The sequence below is a fragment of the Acaryochloris marina MBIC11017 genome (assembly GCF_000018105.1).
In the GTDB taxonomy this organism is placed as follows: Bacteria; Cyanobacteriota; Cyanobacteriia; order Thermosynechococcales; family Thermosynechococcaceae; genus Acaryochloris; species Acaryochloris marina.
This window is the reverse complement of record NC_009933.1, coordinates 58,286-81,114: the sequence shown is the minus strand read 5'-3', so window position 1 is coordinate 81,114 and position 22,829 is coordinate 58,286. Positions and strand designations below refer to the sequence as shown.

The window sequence follows — 22,829 nt, the reverse complement described above, 5'->3', positions numbered from 1 at the left end:
AGATGATTGATCAAGGGTTACTTAATTTATTAATCGGGGATGTGAAAGTTTGGAATTCTTGGAGGCAAATGAATGCTACTGTGGAGCTTGACTTAGGTGGTGCTAACCTTAGTGGTGCCGATCTAAAGAGTGTCAACCTCAGTGGCACCAAACTCACTAGTACAAATCTCAGTGCAACTAATCTAAAAGGGGCAAACTTTAGCAACGCAGATCTCACCTGTGCCCAACTCACATCTTCTAATCTATGGGGTGCAAATCTAGTTAATGCCAATCTCAGTTCTGCGATTCTTATGGGGGCTAATCTCAGTTATGCCAATCTCGGCCATGCTAATCTCAGCAGAGTTAAGCTTAAAAGGACCAATCTCATCGGAACCAATTTCCTTAGTAGCAATCTCAAGTATGCAAACCTAACAGGGGCTTGTATTCAAGACTGGCAAATTAACGGTGATACAAGTTTTGATAATGTTGTCTGTGATTACATCTATCTTAGAGAAAATCAGCAAGAACGTCGCCCGCTTAATGGAAATTTCAGTCCAGGCGAATTTGTTGCTCTAGTCCAGAAGTCTCTTGAAACTATAGATCTCATATTTATTGATGGAATTGACTGGCAAGCCTTTTTCTATTCTTTTCAACAACTCCGCTCCCAGTTTGTTGGTCAGGAAATTGGTATACAAGCCATCGAAAAGAAAGGTAATGCTTTTATTGTTCGTCTGGAAACTTCATATGAGGCAAACAAAGGTGCAATAGAGTCAGTTCAAAAAGAACTTTACAAAACAAAGCTCCAGCTAAGTGAAGCTCATGGAGAATTGAGAGTGTATAGAGAAATGTCTGATGTTATCAAAACTCTTGCGGGTAAACCGATGGAAACCACTCAAAACTTCAATGCGCAAGTTGGCAATGTAGCGGCTCATAATGAAGGTGAAATGAATAATGAGCAGGTTATAAGTCAAACCACTATAAACGCTGAAAAGATTGAAAACCTTCATTCTGGTAGTGGAAACGTCAACAACTATGCTTCACCTGAACAGCAAGTGCTAGTAGAAGTTGCTACTGAAATACAGCAATACTTACAACAACTTGAACAAAGCAATCCCGCAGCTAGCGAAACTGATCAGATTCAGTACGTCAATATAGCTACAAAACCCGAATTTAAACAGAGGGTTGTTTCAGCCATGCAAGCTGGTGGAGAAAAGGCCCTAGAGGAATTTGTATTGGAGAACAGATATCTCAAAGTAATCAAAGCGACAATCAAAGCTTGGTTGACTGGTAATGCTTGAATCAGCACTAGTAAAGAGAAGTATCTTTCAATAGCTTCAGTAAATTCATGGATCTTGCTAGTGAAATCAAGTACTGAACTTAAGGTTGATTTGGTTCCTGAAGAACATGTGGATTTTGTTTTATTACTTCGACAGTTAAGGGCACATTTAACTTTTGAGCTAAATCGACAAGATTGTTGCTAAAGTCAGTCGCTCCAGCGACTCCTACAGCGATGGCACAAACGATAGCCCATAAAGCCATGATTCGTTTTCGTAATCTTTTCTCAGTTCGCTTTTCAGAGTTATTGATAGCATCTACCAAATCGTCAAAATCTTCTGAAAGATCCTCTTGATATTCTTCAGGTATATTTTTTGCCGATTTTTTTAATTTCTTGATTATTTTAGTGATTTCATGGAGATTACTGCCAATAGCCTGAGAAAAGTTGGTGATGTTGCCGCTTCCGCTGTGCATGGCACCGATAGTACTGTCTTTAATTTTAGTTTGGTTAGTTGCTTTCTCTGCCACGGCTGTAGCCTCGACTGCTATAGGTCTTGTTGCCTGTAACTTAACAATTTCAAGTAAAACTGCGCTTTGTTTTTTATAGATAGCTATTTCACTCTCTTTTGCTAATAAATCAGATTTGTACTTTTGCTCCATTCTCAAAAGCTTTCCACTGTATAACTCCTTTGCTTTAGCTTCAATAGCATTCTTGTCAGCTTCAGGTCGTGTCTCCAGGCGAACGACAAATGCTGTACCCTTCTTCTCGATAGCCTGTATAGCGATTTCTTGTTCACTAAATTGAGAACGTAAGTCTTGAAATGACTGGAGAAATGCTTGCCAATCAATTCCATCTACAAAAATTAAGTCTATGGTCTCTAAGGACATTTTAATCAAGATAGCAAATTCACCGGGATCGAAGTTTCTGCTGAGTGGATGGCGGTTACTTGGTTGGGTTAAGTCAGGATTATATGAACGAAAAAAGTATTCGCAAATAACATCATCAAAGTTCGTGTTAATGTTGATATTCCAGTCTTGTATGCAGATTCCAGTTAATGTTGATTTTAGAAAACTTGTATCCAGGGCAATTACTCTTTTTAAGTGGGTACTGCTTAGGTCAGCGTTCTTAAGGTTGGCGTGGCTTAGGTCAGCGTTTTCGAGGTTGGCGTAGCTTAGGTCAGCGTTTTCGAGGTTGGCGTAGCTTAGGTCAGCGTTTTCAAGGTTGGCACGACTGAGTAAGGCACCGCTTAGGTTTGCGTTCAAGAGATTGGCACCCCTAAGATGGGCACCAGAGAGATTAGCATTAGTCAGGTCGGCTTCTTTAAGATGGGCGTCATTGAAGTTTGCTCGAATGAGATTAGCTCCTCTAAGGTTGGCACTGTAGAGGTCGGCACCACCAAGGTAGGCACGATTAAGGTTGATGCCTTCAAGGTTTGCGCAACTGAGCTTTGCACTACTGAGGTACGCAATTTCAAAATTGGCATGACTGAAGTCAACTTCACTGAGATATGAACCACTGAGTTGAACTCTTCGAAAGTCTAGGTTTTCATATAAGTTTTCTTCTCTCCACGAATTCCAAACTCCAATACCGCGTTTCAGTAATTCAACTAGCACTTGGTTAGTCATCGCAGCATAATCTTTACCTCTAGTTTCCCCACTGTAAATCACCTACCCCCAAATTAAGCTTTCCCCTGAAATCCACCAGAGCATATCCCCAGAAGCTACACTGATTTTATCTTGGCAGAGGATAGTTGTATGAACCCCAAACTTGTCTCACTGAAGCCCAAGCCAACAATCTCATCGACTGGGAAACCCCCAATAAACATCGAATCAAACCCTGCATATTCAGACAAGACTGCGTTCCCAACGATTGCCAGGAAAGATGATCAGCCAGTAAGACGCAAGCCATCTCCAGATGTTGGTACAGATGAGCGCAAGCGTGAATCAGCCCCTATCCACATTCACCGAGAACCCGATTTTGTGCGGAGAACACAGCGAGGATATACAGCTCGGGAAACACCAGGAAGAGTCAGACCCCCCAGAGTCTCCAGAGCATTTGAGTCTAAGTTTCACGCACTTGAGCGCAGACAAAAGAATCTGGTTCAGCAGACCAAGCAGAAGGGTCAGCTTGAATATCTGACCGTTTCCATAAGCAATTCAGGGAAATTCTGGATCACCGTGGAAATTACTGGTAAGCCATTCATCACAATTCCGTTTGAAACGCCCGAGTTTTGCTATGAGTGCGCCTTGGAGTTGGAGGACACGTTCGATGTGTTGCAGGTAATCAAGCTGCGGCCAGGGGAAACTATGGAGCGGATCGAGGAGATGATCGGGGTGTGGTTGGATCGGGAGCGAGTGGCCATGTCCTGGGGGTGATCACGGGAGTTACTTGAGGGGTTCGGAGGGAGCTGGTAAAGTCGTCCGATTCTCAATGCTTGGTTGTAGTTGTTCTGGGTTCTTAGTCAGCAAATCGTATAAAGCTTGGGGATTATCTATCAGTTGAGGGGTTCGTTCTAGTAGGAATTTAATCTCTGAAGAAACGGTTCTTGAACAAAGGGTTGATTTCCCATTTTCATCAGTAATTTTTACTACGATAATTTTCCCAGCTTGTAAAACAACATTGTCGAATTTATCAACATTTTCCAATAATGCAGCTGTTGCTTCAGCCAGTTGTTTGGAAGATTCAACTCCTTTCCACTCCAATCGAGTTAAGATATTCGCTTTACCTGTGCGATAAAGCTCTTGTCCTGTTTCTATTGCTTCTCTTTGCACATCATCATAAAACAATCGGGCGATTTTATATCGAATATCCTTGAAGAAGGAACCTAATTCTTCTCGTGTTACAGTTACTTCTTCATACCCAGAGATTTTAGTAAATTCATCTAATGCAGTTTGAAGTTGGGAAAGATCATTAGAGTTTATATCTGAATCGAAAATTCTTATATTAAAGTTTTGATGAGTTCTAAGAACAATAAGATATTCATCATTAGAACCTGATAGCCACTCATAATCGATCTGTGTTAAGTCAGAAACCAGGGCTCGGCTGAGGTTGGAGCTGCTGAGGTCGGCGAAGCTGAGGTTGGCAAAGCTGAGGTTGGCAAAGCTGAGGTCGGCGAAGCTGAGGTTGGCGCTGCTGAGGTTAGCGCTGTTGAGATTGGCATCGCGGAGGTCGGCGCCGTTGAGGTTGGCGCTGTTGAGGTCGGCGCTGCGAAGGTCAGCGTTGTTGAGATTGGCGTTGCGGAGGTCGGCGCCGTTGAGGTTGGCGCTGAGGAGGTCGGTGTTGGTAAGGTCGGCGAAGCTGAGGTCGGCGAAGCTGAGGTTGGCGCTGCTGAGGTCGGCGAAGCTGAGGTTGGCGCTGCTGAGGTTGGCGCTGCTTAGGTAAGGTCCAACGGTTTCGTTAAAAATCCCTGGTACGAGTGAATCTGCGTAACGAATGATTTTGAGAAGACGGTCTGCTTGCAAGCCTTCAGGCTCAGGTTTACCACAGGGGTAAAAATAGATTTCGTGTTGAGATGTATCGTCTCCAAGATAGGGATAGTCCTTGGGCTGGGTAGATGCATGTAGCCTAAACAGAAAAATCATCGCATTTAAGCCCGTAAATACATCCACTTGCTTTAATCCGGTAGTGATATCCTGATCCAGAAGTTGTATCATTTTCTTCTGCGGAATATTCTCATGTGGAAGAGCATCTAAAAACTCATTTTGGCACCAGCGGTCATAGAAATGACTGAGTCGTGTGAACAGCTGTAAACGGTCAATGTTACCCTCCTCAAGTAGCACCATCACGTAGGCGACAATTTCTTGAGTCAGGCCGCCATGGCCAAATACATCGTAAATTTGCTCATTCAGTGATCGTTCATCTAGCCGGAACCGTTTTCGTTTATCTAACTCTGTCCACGTTTCAAAGGCGATCAGTAATCGCTCTGCGAATAAATATTCCCCAAAGCTCTTGTGGGCAAATTCCACTGAACCTCGTTTATCTTTTTCGCCCGGCTTTAGATAAAAGGTTGTCAGTAAGTTGTTTAGTGCCTTATTTTCTGATTGCCCAGTGGTTTCTTGGGCTTGCTTCAGCAAGTCAGCTACAGGGTTGCTGCTGCCTTTAAACCGCTGTTTCACCATTTCCAGTCGAGCCGTTTCATTCCCCGACTGCACCACACACAAAGCTGCTTCCTGTAATACCTCCCGTAAATCATCCAAGGTGTCCAACCCTGAAAGCCGTAAGTTCTCATCCTGCCGCTGTTTCTTTAGTACCCAATTCACCGATTCCCGATAAATCTGCAGCTTGGCCTGAGTTTCGCTATTGAAGCCCTTTTGTGTATCTGCAAACATCTCTTGGGTCAGATGCCCCTCGCGATTCAGCCGAGCCAGCAAATAGAGCAGTAGCGGCTCACGGGCCAGAGTATCAGTGATGTCTTGAGGACAGGCCGTCAGAAACTGCCGGAATTGATTGACCTGATTCGTTCCAAATATGGCTTGCCATTTTATCAGCCAGAGTTCTCTCAACTCATCACTCATAGGTTTCAGACGCACCCGTTCCAAGTCCTTGTTTTGGGTGATAAGTCTATCGATTCCTTGCAGTGCTAAGGGTCGTCCTGTTACTAACAACTGATGATGGCTACGTCGCTGAAAATCTGTCACCTGCTGCAAAAACTCTTTTAAACCTCCGCTGGTACGCCCTTCAAGCAGTATTTCGTCAAAGCCATCCAAAATAAGGAAAAATCGCGTGTTTTTATCCGCTAACCAGTTTGATTCCCCACGCACGAATTTTGCCTGCTCTAAATCTGGGCAGTCTTCTAGAGTTTCAGTTAAGTTGTTAGCTAGTGCCCGTAAGTCTCGCAGCCTAATCCGCAAGGGAATAAAAGCATCTCCAAATTCCGAATACACCCAATCAGCAATCATGCGACAAAATACGGATTTACCCCGACCTGCTTCACCTTCCATAAACATCACTTTGCGGGTCTGGTTGGCTGACTGTTCTAGGATTTTCTTGGTCCATTCATGACTACAGATGGGGCTAGCACCACGTTTTACCTCACCTTCTTGAGTTAAAGGCTGCACCTCCAGTTGTACGTAGATATCTTGAAAGCTTACTCTGGGGGCACTCTCATCAAAGACTTGCTCCAGCGGTGTTGGTTTAATCTGCGTTTCTAAATACTCGTCGATAGCTGTGTAGCGTTCTAGCTCTTGCTGTCCACCAGTACGGTAAAACTCTGCTAGAGGTTCTACACTCTCCCCAGCTTCTACAATCGCCAGATGGAAATACCGATGACTCCCCCAAATAACCTGATCTGTTAATCGCTGAGTTTGGCTGTTGTCCAGCCCGACCTGTTGCAACTGCTCTGTCAGTGCTTCTCCAAACTTCTCGACTAATATGGACTCTCGAAACTGGGTAGTGGCTGTCTTTGCCTCAGTGAGGGTCAGTTCCGTTCTATAAAATTTGGAAAGCTGTTTCTCGACAACATCCTTGAGAGATAGCTGCGCTAGTTTCGCTTTGATCGTCTCATCCTGTTTCACCAACACTATTTCTAAACTCTGGAGATAGGCGAGTTGGGCGACAATTGTGACTGAACTTTCGAAAGTTGACTCCACTTTTGCCAGTTCAATCCCAATTTTCAGCAAGTTAATGCCAGCAGATATAAATGGCAGCCCAGAAATAACCAACTTTGTCACTGGAATATCAAGGGCTTTGATCAGTGGTTCTGCCTTTTGCACAAAAGGGGCAAGCTGTTGAATCTTATCAGCATTGTCTTGCCAAGCTTTTGAAGCATCCGGCAACGCCTTCATGGCTTCAATACCGTGCAGGGCTACATCTCCCCAAGGGATATCTTTTATAGCAGTGTCCAGAAAAAGCCAAAATCCCTTGATAGATTTCATTGTTGATATTGATTATCCTGATTTCTTCATGATGATAGCTTTGTTTATCTGAAGGTTGCGAAATTGCGGGGAAGAGTATTGCCAACATAATGGCTAAGTACAAAAGTTAGGCACTATTTTTTAATCTAGTGGGGGGGGGAGATTTCCCGCCGTTTCAAGTGAATAAATGGGATTCCAATCCAAATCTACGGTTTTGAAGGAAATAGTATTCCGTACCCTGTCTGCTTGCAGCGCAGTAGGTGATTTTTAGGCTTATTGATGATTTTGAAGTAGCAGTTCAGTGGTGATACTTTACGTTAGCTTTCCAATGACAGAGCAATGTTAGGTTTCTGAATGAGCAGGTGGAGGCCCGGATGCGGATGGAAATCATGGTGATGTCGGAGGCCGATCAGCGGTTGGAAGACATCAAGGTGAAGGCATTGGAATATCGCTATCAGATTTATCGACACTTCCGTAATGTGGTTTGTGAAGGTCAGAGTGCCGTTGCCATTGTCAACAAGTTGGTTAAGCGAGTGGCCCATGAATTGGTCAAGGTGGGCAGTGAGGAATCCGTGAGTCTATATGTGATTCGCTATTCAGGTAATGAAGCGTACAAAGACCAGATGCTGAAGGCGTTTCAGGCGAAATGGAATCAACGATTGGAGAAGAATAGACCAAGTTGTGAAATCTGTAAGAAAGACAGTGATCTAATTACAGAAATGGAAAAGCGAACTGAAAACGATGAGTTTGGTTGTGGAAATGATCAGGAAATCGGGCAGAAAGAGAGGGGTGATGATGGAATCGAGGGGAAATCTGGGGTGATTTTGGGTGGAGATGATGGATCAGCTCATAAATCATTGACTTTCTAACCAGGATTCTATCTTTTTGGGGCTAGTACAATTCAGAATATGTGGGTATCATTCATCAGTTTGGTAAATGAGCTGAGTGGTATTGACTGATCCAGGAATGTCTTGAGAGTGTGATGGCTAATCAAGAACAAGTTGATTTATTGAAGCAGGGTGCTGAGGCTTGGAATCAATGGAGAGAAAAGAATACAGGTGAGTCTATATACCTCTGGGGTGCCGACCTCGGGGGTGCCAACCTCAGTGGTGCCGACCTCGGGGGTGCTACCCTCAGTGGTGCCAACCTCTGGGATGCCAACCTCACTTATGCCGACCTCAGGGGTGCTACCCTCATTTATGCCGACCTCAGGGGTGCTACCCTCATTGGTGCCGCCCTCATTGGTGCCGCCCTCATTGGTGCCGCCCTCAATGGTGCCAACCTCAGTGATGCCGACCTCAGTGGTGCCGACCTCAGGAATACCAAAATTTCTGCTGCAACAAAGATTGATGCTAAATGGAAGTTGGTTCACGAATTGGTAAATAAAGGTGGGGAAGGAAAAGACCTCAGTGGTACCGACCTCAGTGGTGCCAACCTCAGTGATGCCGACCTCAGTGATGCCGACCTCAGTGGTGCCGACCTCAGTGATGCCGACCTCAGTGATGCCGACCTCAGGAATACCAACCTCAGGAATACCAAAATTTCTGCTGAAACAAAGATTGACGCTAAATGGAAGTTGGTTCACGAATTGGTAAATAAAGGTGGGGAAGGAAAAGACCTCAGTAGTACCGACCTCAGTGATGCCAACCTCAGTGGTACCGACCTCAGTGATGCCAACCTCAGTGGTACCGACCTCAGTGATGCCAACCTCAGTGGTGCCGACCTCAGTGATGCCGACCTCAGTGGTACCGACCTCAGTGATACCAACCTCAGTGGTACCGACCTCAGTGATGCCGACCTCAGTGATGCCGACCTCAGGAATACCAAAATTTCTGCTGAAACAAAGATTGACGCTAAATGGAAGTTGGTTCACGAATTGGTAAATAAAGGTGGGGAAGGAAAAGATCTCAGTGGTACCGACCTCAGTGGTGCCGACCTCAGTGGTGCCGACCTCAGTGATGCCGACCTCAGTGGTGCCGACCTCAGTGATGCCAACCTCAGTGATGCCGACCTCAGTGGTGCCGACCTCAGGAATACCAAAATTTCTGCTGAAACAAAGATTGACGCTAAATGGAAGTTGGTTCACGAATTGGTAAATAAAGGTGGGGAAGGAAAAGACCTCAGTGGTACCGACCTTAATGATGCTAACCTCAGTGGTGTTAACCTTAGAAACTCAAATCTTTACCGAGCAAATTTCCTGGGCAGCAAACTTCAAAATGCAATATTGACAGGGGCTTGTATTCAGGATTGGAGTATTAATTCTAAGACTGGCTTTGAAGGTGTGGTGTGTGATTACATCTATCTCAAAGTAAATCAAGAAGAACGTCGCCCCTTCCAAGGAAACTTCTGCCCAGGTGAATTTGTTGCTTTAGTCCAGAAGTCTCTTGAAACGATTGATCTTATTTTTGTTGATGGTATTGACTGGCAAGCCTTTTTTCAGTCTTTTCAGCTACTCCGATCCAAGTTCAATGAATATGAGGTTGGCATTCAAGCTATTGAAAAGAAAGGCGCAGCCTTTGTTGTTCGACTGGAGGCACCACCTGAGGCTAACAAGAGTGCGATAGAAACTAAAGCTAAAGAGTTATATGGTAAACAACTAAAGGTTCTTGAAGAACAATTTATTGAGAAAATGAAGCTCCAAGGTGCAACATTAGATTTAGCAAAAGAATCTCTAGCTTTTGAACGCCAAAAAAATGCCCAGTTACTTTCAATGGTCCAGACCATGGCAAACAAAGATAAAGTTACTCAAAACATCAATGCTCCAGTTGGGAATGTGGCTGGAGTAAATGAGGGAATTCAACAAACCACTCAACACAACTACGCTCCAGAAATAAAACAAACCCCGGCTGAATCGGCAAAAGAAATTCAGGATTTACTGAGTCAGTTGCAGAAAACTAATCCGACAGATATACAGACTGTGGTTGAGCAGAGAATAAAGATAGATCCAACTTTTCGGCAGCGTTTACAGAATGCCTTGAAGGAGGGAGGAGTAGAGACTCTGAAAGTTTTGTTTGCACCCATCGGAATACCCATTGAGACAGTTAGGGGATGGATAGATGCTGAAGGCTCTTGAGCTGAGGATCTATTTCTTAAAATTGGCAAGCCCTTCATCAGAATTCCATTTGAAACGCCCGAGTTTTGCTTCGAGTGCGCTTTGGAGTTAGAGAATACGTTCGACGTGTTGCAGGTTTTAAGTCTGCGGCCAGGGGAGACTATTGAGCGGATCGAGGAAATGATCGGGGTGTGGTTGGAGCGGGAGCGAGTGAGTAGGGTTTGGGGGTGATAATGCAAAGGATTACTTTCTCGCTTACTCCCAACCGATTTAGGCAAATTAGCTAGATTCTATGCAATACTGCCGTCCAAATATCTGAAAGTTCATTGTAGAATTCGATATCATCCACTTGATAAGTCTGATATTGTCCAGAATGCTCGACTTCAATGGACTGCCCAATCCTGAGCCTTGGCCCTTGAGATGTCATCTGATAGAAGCCCGGTTGATCATCAATTGAGTCAATAAAAAATTCTGGACTATTGCTATCAAGAGTATGATGAAATGTTCTTAAGGTTCTCCTAAATTTTGGAATGAAATTTAGAAATGATGAATGCTCTTTGTTGGAATTTACTGCAACTGACATAAAAAGTGATCCCCCCAATTAGTGAATGAATAGCACGTTTATATGCGACTCATTCACCGAAATAGTTGACTTGAACCAGAACCAGTTAATGAGCCAAGAGTAAGAATAGTTTTTCTTTTTTAGAGGTAATACGCTAAAAATACTGAAATCAGAGAATAAACTTGACCCGAAAAAGGGAGAAAATCCAGTATTTTTACTGAAGAGAGTATATTTGCTCAAAAACACTGGAAAGCTGTCTGGATATTGCTTTGAGGCAGTATCAGAACTAAAAGAGACTTTAATTTGTTGAAGTAACTAAGTTTTGGCCACCGGAGACAATGGAGCGGATTGAGGAGATGATTGGAGTATATCTGGATCGAGAGAGGGTGGCTCAGATCTGGGGGCAAGAGTTATCAAGTGATTGATGAACGAATAAGAAGCGATTGTCATCTTTGGGGCAATCTAAAAAAGATTCAACGAGTAATCGAGCATAGCGAATAATGAAATATTCACCTGATGAAATCTGTAAAGCAGCTAAGGCGATCCAACCCTATATTTCAGAACTTCTTGATGCTCCGAGTGCTCAACGACTAGAGAGGCAGTTAGAGGGGCTGATGACTGATTACTCCATCCAACAAGGGAGTCATATTCAACTCTCAAGCCTATTGGCTGAAAATGAATCCACCCGCGATTGGTTGAGATTATATCTAGAAGAAGGGCATCCTGCTGAAGATATTCTCAAAGCCCTTAGAATCTATTATCCTCTCTCAGGAATTAAGAATCCTGTCGAAAGCCCTCGTATTGGATGTCAACCCCATAGGCGATGTCGCGACAACCACAAGGCGGATCAACCCCCAAATTTGAACCGTATTATTTGGCGTACACTCCCTTTGCGTTAGCTCTTTTTCAGACCTCATACGATACCTTCAGAACAAAACGACAACCCGTGATCGAAATGACAACCAGTGATCGCTCGATTATTTGGACTGGGATTTTTGAGGTTGAGACTGAGTTTGAGCCGTTCTCTGAGTCGCTGATTTGCGCCGATAACTATCGGCTTGAATTTCGATAATCAAGCCATGATGAATTAAGCGATCAATGGCAGCCACCGCCATCATCGAATCAGTGAAAATGTCATCCCATTGGCTGAAGGGTTGATTCGCTGTAATCAACAAACTTTTTCGTTCATAGCGATGCGCAATTAATTCAAACAGAACGGACGTTTCCGCTTCCGACTTTTTGCAATAGCCCAAGTCATCCAAGATCAACAGATCATAGCGGTCCAGTTTTTTGAGCATTGGATGCAGCTGCAGTTGGAGCTTCGCCTGTTGCAGTTGCTGGACCAATGCGTTGGCTGCAAAGAACTTCACCCGCTTACCGAATTCCAGCATCTTTTTGGACACCCCAGTGGCCAGATGTGTTTTTCCAACACCCGAGGGCCCCAGAATAAGGCAATTCTCGGCGCGCTCCAACCAACCCGGATCTGCGGCTAATTGCATCAAGGGAGCTGGATTGAGCTGGGGACAATGGCTAAAGTCAAAGTTGGTAAAACTTTTTGCGTTTGGGAGCCTGGCTTCGGTGAGGGCACGTTTTAGACGAGCTTGTTCTCTTCGTTGGGCCTCCGTTTCGCACAAGGCTAGTAAGAATTCCGCATAAGACCAGTTTTCCTGCATGGCTTGGGATTCGATAGATTCCCAATGGGTCAACATGTGGGAGAGCCTGAGCTTTTTTAAATAGAGGCTCAGGTGCTGGTAGGGGCTCAGCGGGGACTGAGCAGGAGGGGAGGAGTTTGTCATAAAGTTCAAGTGAATGTTGTTCAATGCTGAGTTCAGGAACCTGCTTCATCTGAGGCGGCTCAAACTGTTTTTTCAGGCGATTGAGGGTAAGGCTGGATGAGCGAAGCTGCTGCTGTAAGTACACTGCTACGGCCTGTTCTTTATCTTGAACCGCAGCAATATACAGGGCTTCCACGATGATCTTGGCAGCCTGCTCCAGGTCAAATTGGGCTTTGAGCTGTTCCCAGATTTGGCGGTATTCAGGATTGGGAAGTAGGTCTGATTGCCAGGTGCAATAGATAAAAGCACGAGGCTTCAATCGCATTGAACCAATAACATGGCGATAGTTGATGCAACGGTCGCGACGTTTGCCTTTGCCACTGACGCGCTTCCTCGGCAATTCCACCACCGGGTGTCGCTCCAGATAGCCGACAATCCGGTCATGGTATAGATGCAGTTCCAATTGACGACCAATCAGTCGAGAAGGGACGGTGTATAGAATGCAGCGAACATCGATGGTGCTGCGTTTGCTGACTTTAGCCGTGAGCACTTCATAGTCAGGGGTTCGATATTTGGGCAGTGGTTGTAGATGGTCTTTCTCTTGCTCATACTTGGTTTGGCACTGCTGATTCAACTTGGCAACCTGTGCATCAATTAAGGCTTGATACTCAGCAACGCTCGTAAAATCTGCACTGCCGCGCAGATAGATCGCCTGCTTAATTCGGTTCTTCAGATGACCATGGGGAGATTCAATGGAGCCATTCTCATGGGCTACACCTTTGTTGTTACGAGTGGGTTCTAGCCGATAGTGGTCACACAGTTCGTCGTACAGACGAGTGAGGTTTTTGGACCGGCGGCCGCCCATGTTGCGATAGGCTGCACTCAAACTATCAGTACGATGCTGTGTAGGAACACCTCCACAGGCTGCAAAGGCATTTTGCAATCCTTCTGAGAGGGCGACAAAGCTTTCGCCTCCTTCGATGATCTGGGCATATCGCCAGCCGCTGTATCCCAGACGGTAATGGTAAATCAGGTGCTCAAAGGGTTTGCCGGCAATGGTAATCGTGATGCCTTTGAGTTCTGTAAAATCGGAGAACCCTTGTACCCCTGGTTCATGACGCAATTCAAACATCACTTCAGGGCTTGGTCCATGTAAGGCTTTCCACGTTCTCACCCGACGTTGTAGGGTCCGCAGGACTTGGGGATACTGGCCTGGATACTTATCCTGCAGGTACTCATACAGGGTCATGGGTTTGAGGCGTGGGTCTCGACGCAGCATTGGTTCTAGCTCGTCTTCCCACACATCAGCTAAGGGGTCGGGAACGGTGCGTTGGTCCTGAAGGCGGCCGCGATTAGGTTGATGGGTGCCGGCCTCAATTCGTTGTCCGGTTCTTGTAGATATTTCGGCAATGTAAGCTGCATCAGCTTGTTTTAAGCCGAGGTCTCTTCCGTTCATATAAACACGAGTATGATAGGAATCAATTCTTTTGTTAGGCACTTGTACAGCCCTCTATTGATTAGGGATGTAAAAAGTGTCTTTTTTCTTGAGATTGAATTCTAGAAACGCGATCTCACACATCATTTCTAGGGAATTGAGATCTAGTTTTATCCTTCTCAGGGGATGCCTGGTTTCTTCATAGCTATAGCCGACGTGACATCGTCATTAATCCGTCAGCTCGATTGTCGTCTAATACCCTCGGTATGTCTGTCACGTCGAAAAATGCAATCAGTATTGGTATCGCACGAATCGAGAAGACGAAATCCCTGTTTGTCCAATCCATGGCATAAAACTCATCCTCGATTGTTAGGCAAGGTGCTGATCGAAAAATCATTGAGCTTGATGACAAACAAAGAACTTGGTTCAGCAGATCAGGCAAAAGGGTCAACTTGAGTATCTCACGGTGTCCCGAAGCAGCTCAGGGAATTAATGGATCACCGTCGAAGGCAGTAGTAAGCCATTCATCAAAATTTCATTTGCAACGCCTGAATTTTGTTTCGAGTACACCCTTGAATTGGAGTACACATTCGACGTGTTGCAGGTTTTAAGTCTGCGGCCAGGGGAAACCATTGAGCGGATCGAGGAGATGATCGGGGTGTAGTTGGATCGGGAGCGGGTGAGTATGGTTTGGGGGTGACTGGTTGTTGTGTAAGTCGCTATTGAGTAGCTTGCAAACCCCTTTAAAAAAATGACAAGTTTTAGTCGATGTTGATTATAACCTTTACTATACGGGCATTTAAGCGAAAGGTTGGAATCGATTTAGGCTTTGACATGACTTAAGCTTTGATACTTTATTTCTTCGTGCCTCAAGCAGATCATCTTTACCTTCCCACAATCGTCCAAAGGTACTTAGCTATACAAAGTTAATTGAGTGTATGAATAAGTATTCTTTACTGGGCATAATTTTTAAAGCACTAAAAAATAATCCATCTCAAATTTCAAATATTTAAATTTTGTGCATGGTTTGTTGTAGCTAACTCAGAAAATTATTTCAATTCGAGCAGCGGAAATAATCGATTTTTCAGGGAATGCTTAAATTAATGCCAAAGATCAGTGAACATGCACTAGCAGAATTGAAATTACAGCTAGATTCAAGACCAACAGTTAGAGGGTCTGGAGATGAAGGTAATGTTGTAACCCCTATCATAGAGAAGCTACTGGTAACTCTTGAGTTTGGACAGCTTGATCGAGTCCCACAATTCAAGGCTAATTCAAGCCCATCACGAAAATCTGATATCGCTTGCCGTTACCCAGATAAAGAAGGCAATAATTTCTTTCAGCAACAAAAAGATCCCTTTTTACTGGTTGAGCTGAAATCAACAGGCCAACAACTGTCTCTTAACAGCCCTCATTACTGGAAAGCCTTTGCACAATTGAAAGAGCAACTGCTTGGTAACAATGCAATGAGTGCTCACTTTGGATTAATATCTAACGGTTGGGAATTACAACTATTTAAGCGATTTCACAAGGTTGTTCACCCTGCAACATCTATTCTTTCGTTAAATACTCAAAACGCTCAGGAAGTTTCAAACTGCTTATTGAGAATTCTTCAAGAAGATAAGCGTGGAATCATTATTGGTGTCTACAACAACAAAGGTGGAATTGGGAAAACTACTCTTACCACTAATTTGGGTATTGTTCTAGCACAAAGTCAGAAAAAGGTTTTGCTAGTTGACTTCGATCCTAACCAAGCAGATCTTACGGATTCCCTTCAACAACCAGTTGTTGAAGGGAAAGTATGGAATTTCTTAAAAGGAAAAGTACCCGGTAAAGCCATTATTCAGCATTGTTCTTTCAGCCAAGGAAAACAACAGGTACAATTTGACCTTATACCTGCTGATAAAAGCTTTCTAGAGTCACATGATGTAAAAATTCAGCAAGAAATTCGTCTTGAGTTTCTTAGAAATCGCCTAAAAGAATTATCAAAAGACTATGACTATATTCTGATTGATATGCCGCCCAATTGGAGATGGTTTGCCCAAGCAGGTGTTCAGGCGTCTGACACCTTGTTAGTCCCAGCTAGTCATATTGACCGTGCATCTCTCAGGAATTTAGAAGCTCTAGTAACCAATTTCATCCCTCAAGTTAATCAGAGGCGGGCTGCTCTTGAGGAAGGAGGGCCGAACTTACTTCCCCTTGTGCTTAACCAATATCAGCATACTGATGCACAAGCCCGAAACTGTTATAGATATTTAGCAGATATAGTTGCAAAGAACAATGAGTGGAAAGATGCTTTTAATAACTTCTTTTATATGCCACCAAAAAGATTTAGAAGAGGTCAACACTGCTTTGAATTGCCATACAAAATTGAGATTTGTCGTGCCCCATTGGAAGGCCCCAAATATGTTCCTGCCCCATTGAGATATCGGCGTGCTAAGCAGGTTTATGAACATCTGATTCGGGAGGTATTGCTCTAATGTTAAGCCTTAAAGATATTGGACAGCTTATTCAAGTACCTATTGAACAAGTCCAAGTTTCTGATGAATCACAGGGGTCCGGTTTTCAGATTGCAGCACTTTCCTCAATATTGCAGGAGCCAGATTTACGAAATTGGATCCCAGTAATAGTGCAAGAACCGGAACCTCGACAATATCAGGCGATAAGTAATGAGCATATTCTTCTAGCAATGGAAGCTGCTGGACAAGAGTATGTATGGGTTGCTGTTGTTCCAGAAGATGCTTCAGCGGAAGAACAAGTGAAGCTATTAACTGGTCAAATACCTCTCACAATCAATATCTGTAGCGCTGAGTATGACATGATTTTTGCTGCGTTACAGCATCTGCGTGGAAAATTAGGTAAGTTAGACATTGCACTAGTAGCAGATCGAATTTACCAGGCTGCTGGCCGGCGGGGATGGTCTTCGCTCACACCTTTGACGAAGCTTAAGTGTGGTCTTACGAAGAGTAAGCTTCAAGTATTATCAGAAGTGTTTGATGCAGCTCCTTTACCCATTGAAATAAACCCAATCATTTTAAATACTGCATCAGAAGCTGAGTTATTAGAAGCCTTTGAGACAGCAGCGTGTTTACCTCAGTGTAAGTTAGTAGATGTAAATCTTACAAAGCTTGCCAGTGCTATTTTTTCATCTAAAGAACGTCTCTATTGGCATGATTACAAGCCTTTGACCAAACTGAAGTGTGGTTTAACTCCTTCAAAGCTTAAAGGACTAGATCAGATACTTCATTTGAAGCCATGCGCTCCACCTTATCTTAATAATGTGCGGTATCTACTCGAACAGATGAAAGTTTCTGATCTGAAAAAAGAGGCTATACAGCGAGAAATTACAGTACCAAAGGGTATCAAGAAGGCTGAGCTTGTTGATTTATTGACTGCTTAACCTGTTTGTAATTGCTCTTGTTGAGGTTTACCGTTCCTAGGTATAACTCTATGATTAAGCCCAGTTAATTGAAAAGACAGAGTTAATTGAAAAGACAGTATGCATATACCTGGATCGAGAGCGGGTAGCTTGGGTCTAGGGGTGAGAAATATTTCGTAAGCTTGATATTCTGTAAGTCTGTTATTTTCGGAGTCCGTAAGTCTGTTTGCTGGTTGTTCATAGCTGATGGTTAAAAACTTTGTAAGTCTGTAGCTAGATTAGTCTGTAAGTCCGTAACTTCCTTAGATTGTAGTGTGTAAAGTTCAAGACTCCGTAAGTTAGTAACTCTGTAACTAACTAAGTACATAAGTTTACAGGTATCAGAGTTACGAACTCTGTAAGCTAGTTGTCTCCAAAGCCTGAAAATCAGTATGTTGGTTGTTTCTGTCTGACAGTTTTTAACTTTTTAAGCTCGTAACTATGTTAGTCCGTAAGTTCGTAACTTCGTTTGTTTGATTGAAATGAGTAAAGCTTGTGCTTGTTTATAGATACCTGAGCTATATTCTCTGTAAATCAGCAACTCTGTAAGTTTGTTACTTTCAAAGTCAGTAAACTCGTAAGTTGATTGTTTATATCTGGCAGCTTTTAAATTTGTAGGCTTGTCACTATGGAAGTCTGTAAGCTCGTAACTATATAAGTTAGTATCTTATATGCTCACAAACTTGTGGGTAACAAAGTCACATGCTTTGTAGTCTCCAAAGTTTACAACTCAGTATCTCAGTAAGTTCCGAAGTTCGTAAATTCGTAAGTCTGTAGATCATTGACTAGGCATGGATACATACAATCTGCTGCATAGTCCAAAGGCTTATAAGTCTGTAAGTTTGTAAGCCAGGAATTCTATGGGTTACAAACTTACAGACTTTATGTAAAACTGCAAGTATCTTTAATTAGGTGGTAATGCAAATCATCACAATCGCTTCAGGAAAAGGGGGGAGCTGTAAGACAACTACGGCATTGAGTGTTGCAGCATTCCTCTCAAAAAAGCGTAAGACAAAGGTTTTAGTTATAGACACTGACCCACAGGGTAGCTTGTCTTGGATAAGTGATCGAGCATCACCAGGATTTGATGTGGCTCATGAAACTGATCACAATGTCATATCTAAGCTAAGGAAAATAGGTGGGTATGACTATATACTCTGCGACACACCTCCTGGCTTGGATAATGAGACACTGACCATCACTCTTAAGCTTTCTGATTTTGCGATACTTCCATCACCTCCTTCCCCGTTAGATATTAGAGAGCTAACTAGAACTATTGGGCAAGTGGTAGTTCCTTCAGAAACTGCCTACCGTGTATTGCTTTCGCGTGTAGATAGTCGTCGGATCAATGAGGCACTAGACATGCAGTCACAACTAATGGATGAAGATATTCCAGTTTTTAACGCTGTAGTGCGCTATTTGGTAGCTCATGAAAGGGCAATACTAGATGGCAAACTCATTACTGAATACAAAGGTTCTGGTGGGAAAGAAGCTGCAAACGACTATCGAAAAGTGGTTGATGAACTTGTAAGAGAGTTGAAGGGTCAAAAATAATGGCTAAACGCAAAATAACAGATTTACTAAGTAACGAACTTACGAACTCTGTTAGTTCCAAAGAATCTAACTCACAAAGTTCTGAAGTCAAAGATAATTATGTGTCTAGCCATCAGGTAGAACTAGCTAAAGGAACTCAAGAACTTCCTGAGTCTGTAAGTAACGAAGTTCCAAAGTATCTGACAATGGAGCGAAAAGAGATTCGCTTACCTCAAGAGCACTTAGATCAATTGACAATGCTTGCAAGGCAGCTCAATAGGGCCAGAAAAAACTCTGGGGAGAGGATTACAGAAAATACACTAATTCGGGTTGCTATTGCTGCAATGCTGGAACACACAGATCAACTCAGAGGTATATCTGAAGATGAACTGCTTCAGGCTTGGATGAAATATGTATCTTCACAATAATGGCAACCCACGGTGATGACTGCCCTCGGAGTTGCAGCATAAGCAGGCATATCTGTTACGTTTCCATCATTGATTTTGCTGCATAATCATGACTTCACAGTTGCGAACTCACCAAGGGTTGAGGTTGCGATCTCAGTGAGTTCAGCGACTTTGGTAAGGCTGGGCATTAAAGAATAGTGGGTTACTTCAGGTATATGGTACCCATAGTCAGACTGTTATTCCGGCTTTGCCTGTGTCAGCTCGAATCAAAAGCAAAAAAATACTGATTGCCATTTCCCATCAATCTGAGTTTCCGGCGAGCTATGCCGGAGTTAGTCACAGGAGACAGATTTGATGATAGCAAGAATTATTTAGTCCATATATAGTGTTTGAAGGCAGAATAAATTATTTTTGACTACTATATATAGGTTCGCATTGCTTGGTTCATCAAAATGGCTCTTCTGGCTGGATTTATCGGTGTAGATCGCTTCGCAGACATCACAATTCCTGAATTGACAGGTGCTAGACGAGATGCTGAGGCACTGTGGGCCTTGTTCAGTGACTCCATCCCTGACATTCAAGCAAAACTCATCACCGATAAGGACGCTTCTTTACATGGAATTCGTCAACTGCTGCAGTCCACTTTGGGAGCGGCAACTTCAGACGATACCGTGATCCTTTCTTTCTCGGGGCATGGTACTTCCAATCATCAAATCGTGGCTCATGACACGAGCCGCACTGATCCAGCAGACACCACAATCCCGATGGAGGAGCTAGCACACTATTTTCGGGAAACTCAAGCTAAAGCAGTGCTGTTTATCCTTGACTGTTGTTTTAGTGGAGGGGCACCAGCAAAAGTTTTAGGAGATATCCCAGTATCAAGGAGCATCAGCATGTCCGTTTCTACCTTGGCTGGAGAGGGAAGAATATTACTTGCGGCATCTAGGGAGAGTGAAGAGGCTTATGAGGTTCCTGGTGAAGGGCATGGGTTACTCACCAAGGCATTGATTGATACGTTCATAGAAACAACATCCCCGACCATTGATTTAGTAGAAATGAGTGCCCAGGTCGTTGAGAAGGCCAGAAGCGTTGCGATTAAGATGAGAATCGCGCAAACTCCGGTCCTCTTTGGCCATGTTACTGGAGGGCTGGTTCTTCCACCCATTAAACCGGGGCCGCATTTCTATACTAAGTTCCCTCAAAAAGGGGGGTTAAGAGTAGATGCTGATATTCAAGAATTAGCCGGGTTTGGCCTTCCCCTAACAATCTTGAACCAGTGGGCCAAGCAGTTTCCCACCCTGAATGACCTCCAGCTTCAAGCGATCAATGATTATCGAATTCTTGATGGTTCATCACTATTAGCGATCGCACCCACTGGTTCGGGGAAAACATTTGTGGGTGAGCTGGCTGCAATCCAGGCAATATGCGAAGGCCGTAAGGCTGTATTTTTACTTCCATACCGAGCGCTCACAAATGAAAAATATGAGCAGTTCTCTCAAGTGTATGGTGATGGCCTCGGAATGCGGGTTATCCGCTGCTGTGGTGATTATGTAGATCAAACCGATCTCTTTGTTCGAGGCAAATACGATTTAGCCTTACTGACTTACGAAATGTTTCTGAACTTGGTTGTGAGCAATACTGGGGTGCTTAATCAGCTTGGTCTAGTCGTCCTTGATGAGGCTCAGTTTATAACGGATCCAACTCGTGGAATAAGCGTGGAACTTCTGCTCACATATCTTCTATCTGCCAAGCAGCGAGGTTTTCAGATACAGCTCATCACTCTTTCTGCAGTAGTGGGTGATGTTAACCATTTTGATGAATGGCTAGACTGTGACAAATTAATTTCTCAAGAGCGGCCAGTACCGCTGGTTGAGGGTGCCCTAGATCGGTCAGGTATATTCCAGTTTGTTGATACCGATGGAAATGAGCAGGTCACTCAGCTTCTCTCTCCCAGTGAAATACAGGTCAGAAGAAAAAAAGCGAGTAGTCAAGATGTCATCGTGCCATTGGTCCAGAAGTTAGTGCAGCAGGGAGAGAACGTTATTGTTTTTCGTAATCAGAAAGGGCCAGCACAAGGATGTGCCAATTATCTGGCGAAAGAGTTAGGGTTGTCTCCTGCAACCGAAGCGATCTCAGTCCTACCCCAATATGACCTTCCTACAACGTCTCAAGCTCTCCGGGAATGCCTACATGGGGGCACTGCATTTCATAATCGCAACTTGACACGGGAAGAGAAAGAAGTCGTTGAGCAAGCTTTCAGAAGTCTAGATGGACAGGTCAGAGTACTATCGGCCACAACAACTGTTGCAGCAGGGATTAATACCCCTGCCTCAACTGTAATATTGGCTGAACATGAATTCGTTGGCCAAGATGGACGACAATTCACTGTGGCTGAATACAAGAATATGGCAGGGCGTGCTGGTAGACCGGGACATACAAGTAATTCACGAGGGCAAGCCATTCTACTGGCTGACAACAGCTACGAAAGGCAGAGCTTGTTCCGGCAATACGTTCAAGGGCAGTTGGAGCCTATCCGATCTTCGTTAGATTCACAAAGTCTAAAGACGTGGCTTGTCAGATTGCTAGCACAGATGGAGAGAGTTCAAAGAGCTGAGATTGTGGCTGTTCTTTCCAATACCTATGGAGGGTATCTTGCCAATCGTTCAGATCCCAGTTGGCGAGATCGTATGAAACAACATCTGGAGGAACTGATTGAGTTAATGATGGAACAGGACTTGATCGAAGAAGAGGATGTTTATATTCAGTTGACTCTTCTCGGTCGGGCCGTTGGTGAGTCTGCTCTGTCGTTTGACTCAGCCATGCGCCTAATCCGCTTAGTGCGTAGTATTCAAACTGATGATTTATCTGTAATTACATTGGTCGCTCTTCTGCAGCAGCTTCCAGAGTCAGATGGTGGCTATACTCCAATGATGAAGAAAGGCAGAAGTGAATCTATCCGCCCTCAACAAGCTTCAGAGCGCTATGGAACTGAAGTTGTTAGACTTCTGCAACACCTAGCACAAGGAGAGCTTGACTATTTTGCAAGGTGTAAACGTGCTTCATTGCTTTGGGACTGGGTGCATGGAGTAGCCATCGAGGAGATAGAACGGCTATATACCCCTAATCCATATCAAGGAAAAATTGGGTATGGTGATATCCAAAAATTTGCCGATGCAACTCGGCTTTATTTACGCTCAGCACATCAGCTAGCTGCTCTGATACATATTGGGAATAATCCTTCTGATGAGGAGGTAGACAGAATGCAGCAGCAGCTTGAGGTAGGTCTCCCAACAGAGGCTCTTGGGCTTCTGTCGGTTCCTTTGCGTCTGTACCGTGGTGAATATCTTGCCCTCTTAAACAATGGTGTTAAGTCAAGTCAGGATGTTTGGACTTGTTCAGAACTCCAACTTTCCAGCATCTTGGGTAAGAAAAGAGCATCAGAATTAATTGCCCTGCGCCCTCCAGCAGCAGCCTAAATATTTGAATGCATCCATACGACCAGTCCCAACTTGCTTTGTCTTGACCCACTTGCATTTTCAA

The 22,829-nt window shown here is 44.0% G+C and carries 14 protein-coding genes and 3 pseudogenes; 12 read left to right on the top strand and 5 right to left on the bottom strand.

Going from position 1 to position 22,829, the window contains the following annotated elements; all coding sequences use genetic code 11:
• Positions 1 to 2: 2 nt before the first annotated feature.
• Positions 3 to 1,277 carry a pentapeptide repeat-containing protein gene (locus tag AM1_RS38200; RefSeq protein ID WP_012168494.1) on the top strand — a complete coding sequence of 425 codons (1,275 nt, stop codon included), beginning with the start codon at positions 3 to 5 and terminating at the stop codon, positions 1,275 to 1,277.
• Positions 1,278 to 1,356: 79 nt separating this feature from the next.
• Here the strand turns inward: AM1_RS38200 and AM1_RS38195 are convergent, their stop codons facing one another.
• Positions 1,357 to 2,880: a pentapeptide repeat-containing protein gene (locus AM1_RS38195; protein WP_148216146.1), complete on the bottom strand. Its 1,524-nt coding sequence runs from the start codon at positions 2,878 to 2,880 to the stop codon at positions 1,357 to 1,359.
• Positions 2,881 to 3,009: 129 nt separating this feature from the next.
• Here AM1_RS38195 and AM1_RS37210 point away from each other — a divergent pair, with 129 nt between their 5' ends.
• Positions 3,010 to 3,630, top strand: a complete 621-nt coding sequence (locus AM1_RS37210) for a hypothetical protein (protein WP_012168492.1) — start codon at positions 3,010 to 3,012, stop codon at positions 3,628 to 3,630.
• A gap of 9 nt (positions 3,631 to 3,639) precedes the next feature.
• On the opposite strand, the gene AM1_RS37205 is transcribed toward AM1_RS37210, so the two are convergent.
• A complete protein-coding gene (locus AM1_RS37205; protein WP_012168491.1) occupies positions 3,640 to 7,128 on the bottom strand; it encodes a pentapeptide repeat-containing protein in 3,489 nt (1,162 codons plus the stop codon).
• 353 nt (positions 7,129 to 7,481) lie between these two features.
• Between AM1_RS37205 and AM1_RS37200 the strand changes: the two genes are divergently transcribed.
• From AM1_RS37200 to AM1_RS39505, 3 genes and pseudogenes are all read left to right on the top strand, one after another.
• On the top strand, positions 7,482 to 7,976 hold the full coding sequence (locus AM1_RS37200) for a hypothetical protein (protein ID WP_012168490.1): 495 nt from the start codon (positions 7,482 to 7,484) through the stop codon (positions 7,974 to 7,976).
• Positions 7,977 to 8,089: 113 nt separating this feature from the next.
• Positions 8,090 to 10,180, top strand: a complete 2,091-nt coding sequence (locus tag AM1_RS38190; RefSeq protein ID WP_012168489.1) for a pentapeptide repeat-containing protein — start codon at positions 8,090 to 8,092, stop codon at positions 10,178 to 10,180.
• A gap of 24 nt (positions 10,181 to 10,204) precedes the next feature.
• Positions 10,205 to 10,390: pseudogene (locus AM1_RS39505) on the top strand (hypothetical protein); the annotation flags it as partial.
• 52 nt (positions 10,391 to 10,442) lie between these two features.
• Here the strand turns inward: AM1_RS39505 and AM1_RS37190 are convergent.
• Complete coding sequence (locus tag AM1_RS37190) at positions 10,443 to 10,742, bottom strand: hypothetical protein (RefSeq protein WP_012168487.1); 300 nt, start codon at positions 10,740 to 10,742, stop codon at positions 10,443 to 10,445.
• Between the two features lie 479 nt (positions 10,743 to 11,221).
• On the opposite strand from AM1_RS37190, the gene AM1_RS37185 reads away from it, so the two are divergent.
• Positions 11,222 to 11,620: a hypothetical protein gene (locus AM1_RS37185; RefSeq protein WP_012168485.1), complete on the top strand. Its 399-nt coding sequence runs from the start codon at positions 11,222 to 11,224 to the stop codon at positions 11,618 to 11,620.
• 78 nt (positions 11,621 to 11,698) lie between these two features.
• Here AM1_RS37185 and istB read toward each other — a convergent pair whose 3' ends face one another.
• Both istB and istA read right to left on the bottom strand, forming a co-directional pair.
• The gene (istB, locus tag AM1_RS37180) at positions 11,699 to 12,517 is read right to left on the bottom strand and encodes an IS21-like element ISAcma26 family helper ATPase IstB (protein ID WP_012168214.1); all 819 of its coding nucleotides are present in this window, start codon (positions 12,515 to 12,517) and stop codon (positions 11,699 to 11,701) included.
• Between the two features lie 382 nt (positions 12,518 to 12,899).
• Positions 12,900 to 13,952: pseudogene (gene istA, locus AM1_RS43845) on the bottom strand (IS21-like element ISAcma26 family transposase); the annotation flags it as partial.
• Positions 13,953 to 14,346: 394 nt separating this feature from the next.
• On the opposite strand from istA, the pseudogene AM1_RS44635 reads away from it, so the two are divergent.
• The 6 genes and pseudogenes from AM1_RS44635 to AM1_RS37145 form a co-directional block, all read left to right on the top strand.
• A pseudogene (locus tag AM1_RS44635) lies at positions 14,347 to 14,595 on the top strand (hypothetical protein); the annotation flags it as partial.
• A 439-nt stretch (positions 14,596 to 15,034) separates the two neighbouring features.
• Complete coding sequence (locus tag AM1_RS37170) at positions 15,035 to 16,411, top strand: ParA family protein (protein WP_041661556.1); 1,377 nt, start codon at positions 15,035 to 15,037, stop codon at positions 16,409 to 16,411.
• The gene (locus AM1_RS38185) at positions 16,411 to 17,331 is read left to right on the top strand and encodes a hypothetical protein (protein WP_012168482.1); all 921 of its coding nucleotides are present in this window, start codon (positions 16,411 to 16,413) and stop codon (positions 17,329 to 17,331) included. Before AM1_RS37170 ends, AM1_RS38185 begins: the two co-directional genes overlap by 1 nt.
• A gap of 936 nt (positions 17,332 to 18,267) precedes the next feature.
• Complete coding sequence (locus AM1_RS37155; RefSeq protein WP_012168481.1) at positions 18,268 to 18,903, top strand: ParA family protein; 636 nt, start codon at positions 18,268 to 18,270, stop codon at positions 18,901 to 18,903.
• A complete protein-coding gene (locus tag AM1_RS38180) occupies positions 18,903 to 19,310 on the top strand; it encodes a hypothetical protein (protein ID WP_012168480.1) in 408 nt (135 codons plus the stop codon). The genes AM1_RS37155 and AM1_RS38180 overlap by 1 nt, the downstream gene beginning before the upstream one ends.
• Before the next feature lie 431 nt (positions 19,311 to 19,741).
• A complete protein-coding gene (locus tag AM1_RS37145) occupies positions 19,742 to 22,765 on the top strand; it encodes a DEAD/DEAH box helicase (RefSeq protein ID WP_012168479.1) in 3,024 nt (1,007 codons plus the stop codon).
• The last annotated feature ends 64 nt before the right edge of the window (positions 22,766 to 22,829 follow it).

Coding starts and splice junctions, on each gene's coding strand:
- AM1_RS38190 (WP_012168489.1), top strand. CDS start 8,090: ATGGCTAATCAAGAACAAGTTGATTTATTGAAGCAGGGTGCTGAGGCT.
- AM1_RS38195 (WP_148216146.1), bottom strand. CDS start 2,880: ATGACTAACCAAGTGCTAGTTGAATTACTGAAACGCGGTATTGGAGTT.
- AM1_RS37200 (WP_012168490.1), top strand. CDS start 7,482: ATGCGGATGGAAATCATGGTGATGTCGGAGGCCGATCAGCGGTTGGAA.
- istB (WP_012168214.1), bottom strand. CDS start 12,517: ATGACAAACTCCTCCCCTCCTGCTCAGTCCCCGCTGAGCCCCTACCAG.
- AM1_RS37210 (WP_012168492.1), top strand. CDS start 3,010: ATGAACCCCAAACTTGTCTCACTGAAGCCCAAGCCAACAATCTCATCG.
- AM1_RS37155 (WP_012168481.1), top strand. CDS start 18,268: ATGCAAATCATCACAATCGCTTCAGGAAAAGGGGGGAGCTGTAAGACA.
- AM1_RS38180 (WP_012168480.1), top strand. CDS start 18,903: ATGGCTAAACGCAAAATAACAGATTTACTAAGTAACGAACTTACGAAC.
- AM1_RS38200 (WP_012168494.1), top strand. CDS start 3: ATGATTGATCAAGGGTTACTTAATTTATTAATCGGGGATGTGAAAGTT.
- AM1_RS37190 (WP_012168487.1), bottom strand. CDS start 10,742: ATGTCAGTTGCAGTAAATTCCAACAAAGAGCATTCATCATTTCTAAAT.
- AM1_RS38185 (WP_012168482.1), top strand. CDS start 16,411: ATGTTAAGCCTTAAAGATATTGGACAGCTTATTCAAGTACCTATTGAA.
- AM1_RS37185 (WP_012168485.1), top strand. CDS start 11,222: ATGAAATATTCACCTGATGAAATCTGTAAAGCAGCTAAGGCGATCCAA.
- AM1_RS37205 (WP_012168491.1), bottom strand. CDS start 7,128: ATGAAATCTATCAAGGGATTTTGGCTTTTTCTGGACACTGCTATAAAA.
- AM1_RS37170 (WP_041661556.1), top strand. CDS start 15,035: ATGCCAAAGATCAGTGAACATGCACTAGCAGAATTGAAATTACAGCTA.
- AM1_RS37145 (WP_012168479.1), top strand. CDS start 19,742: ATGGCTCTTCTGGCTGGATTTATCGGTGTAGATCGCTTCGCAGACATC.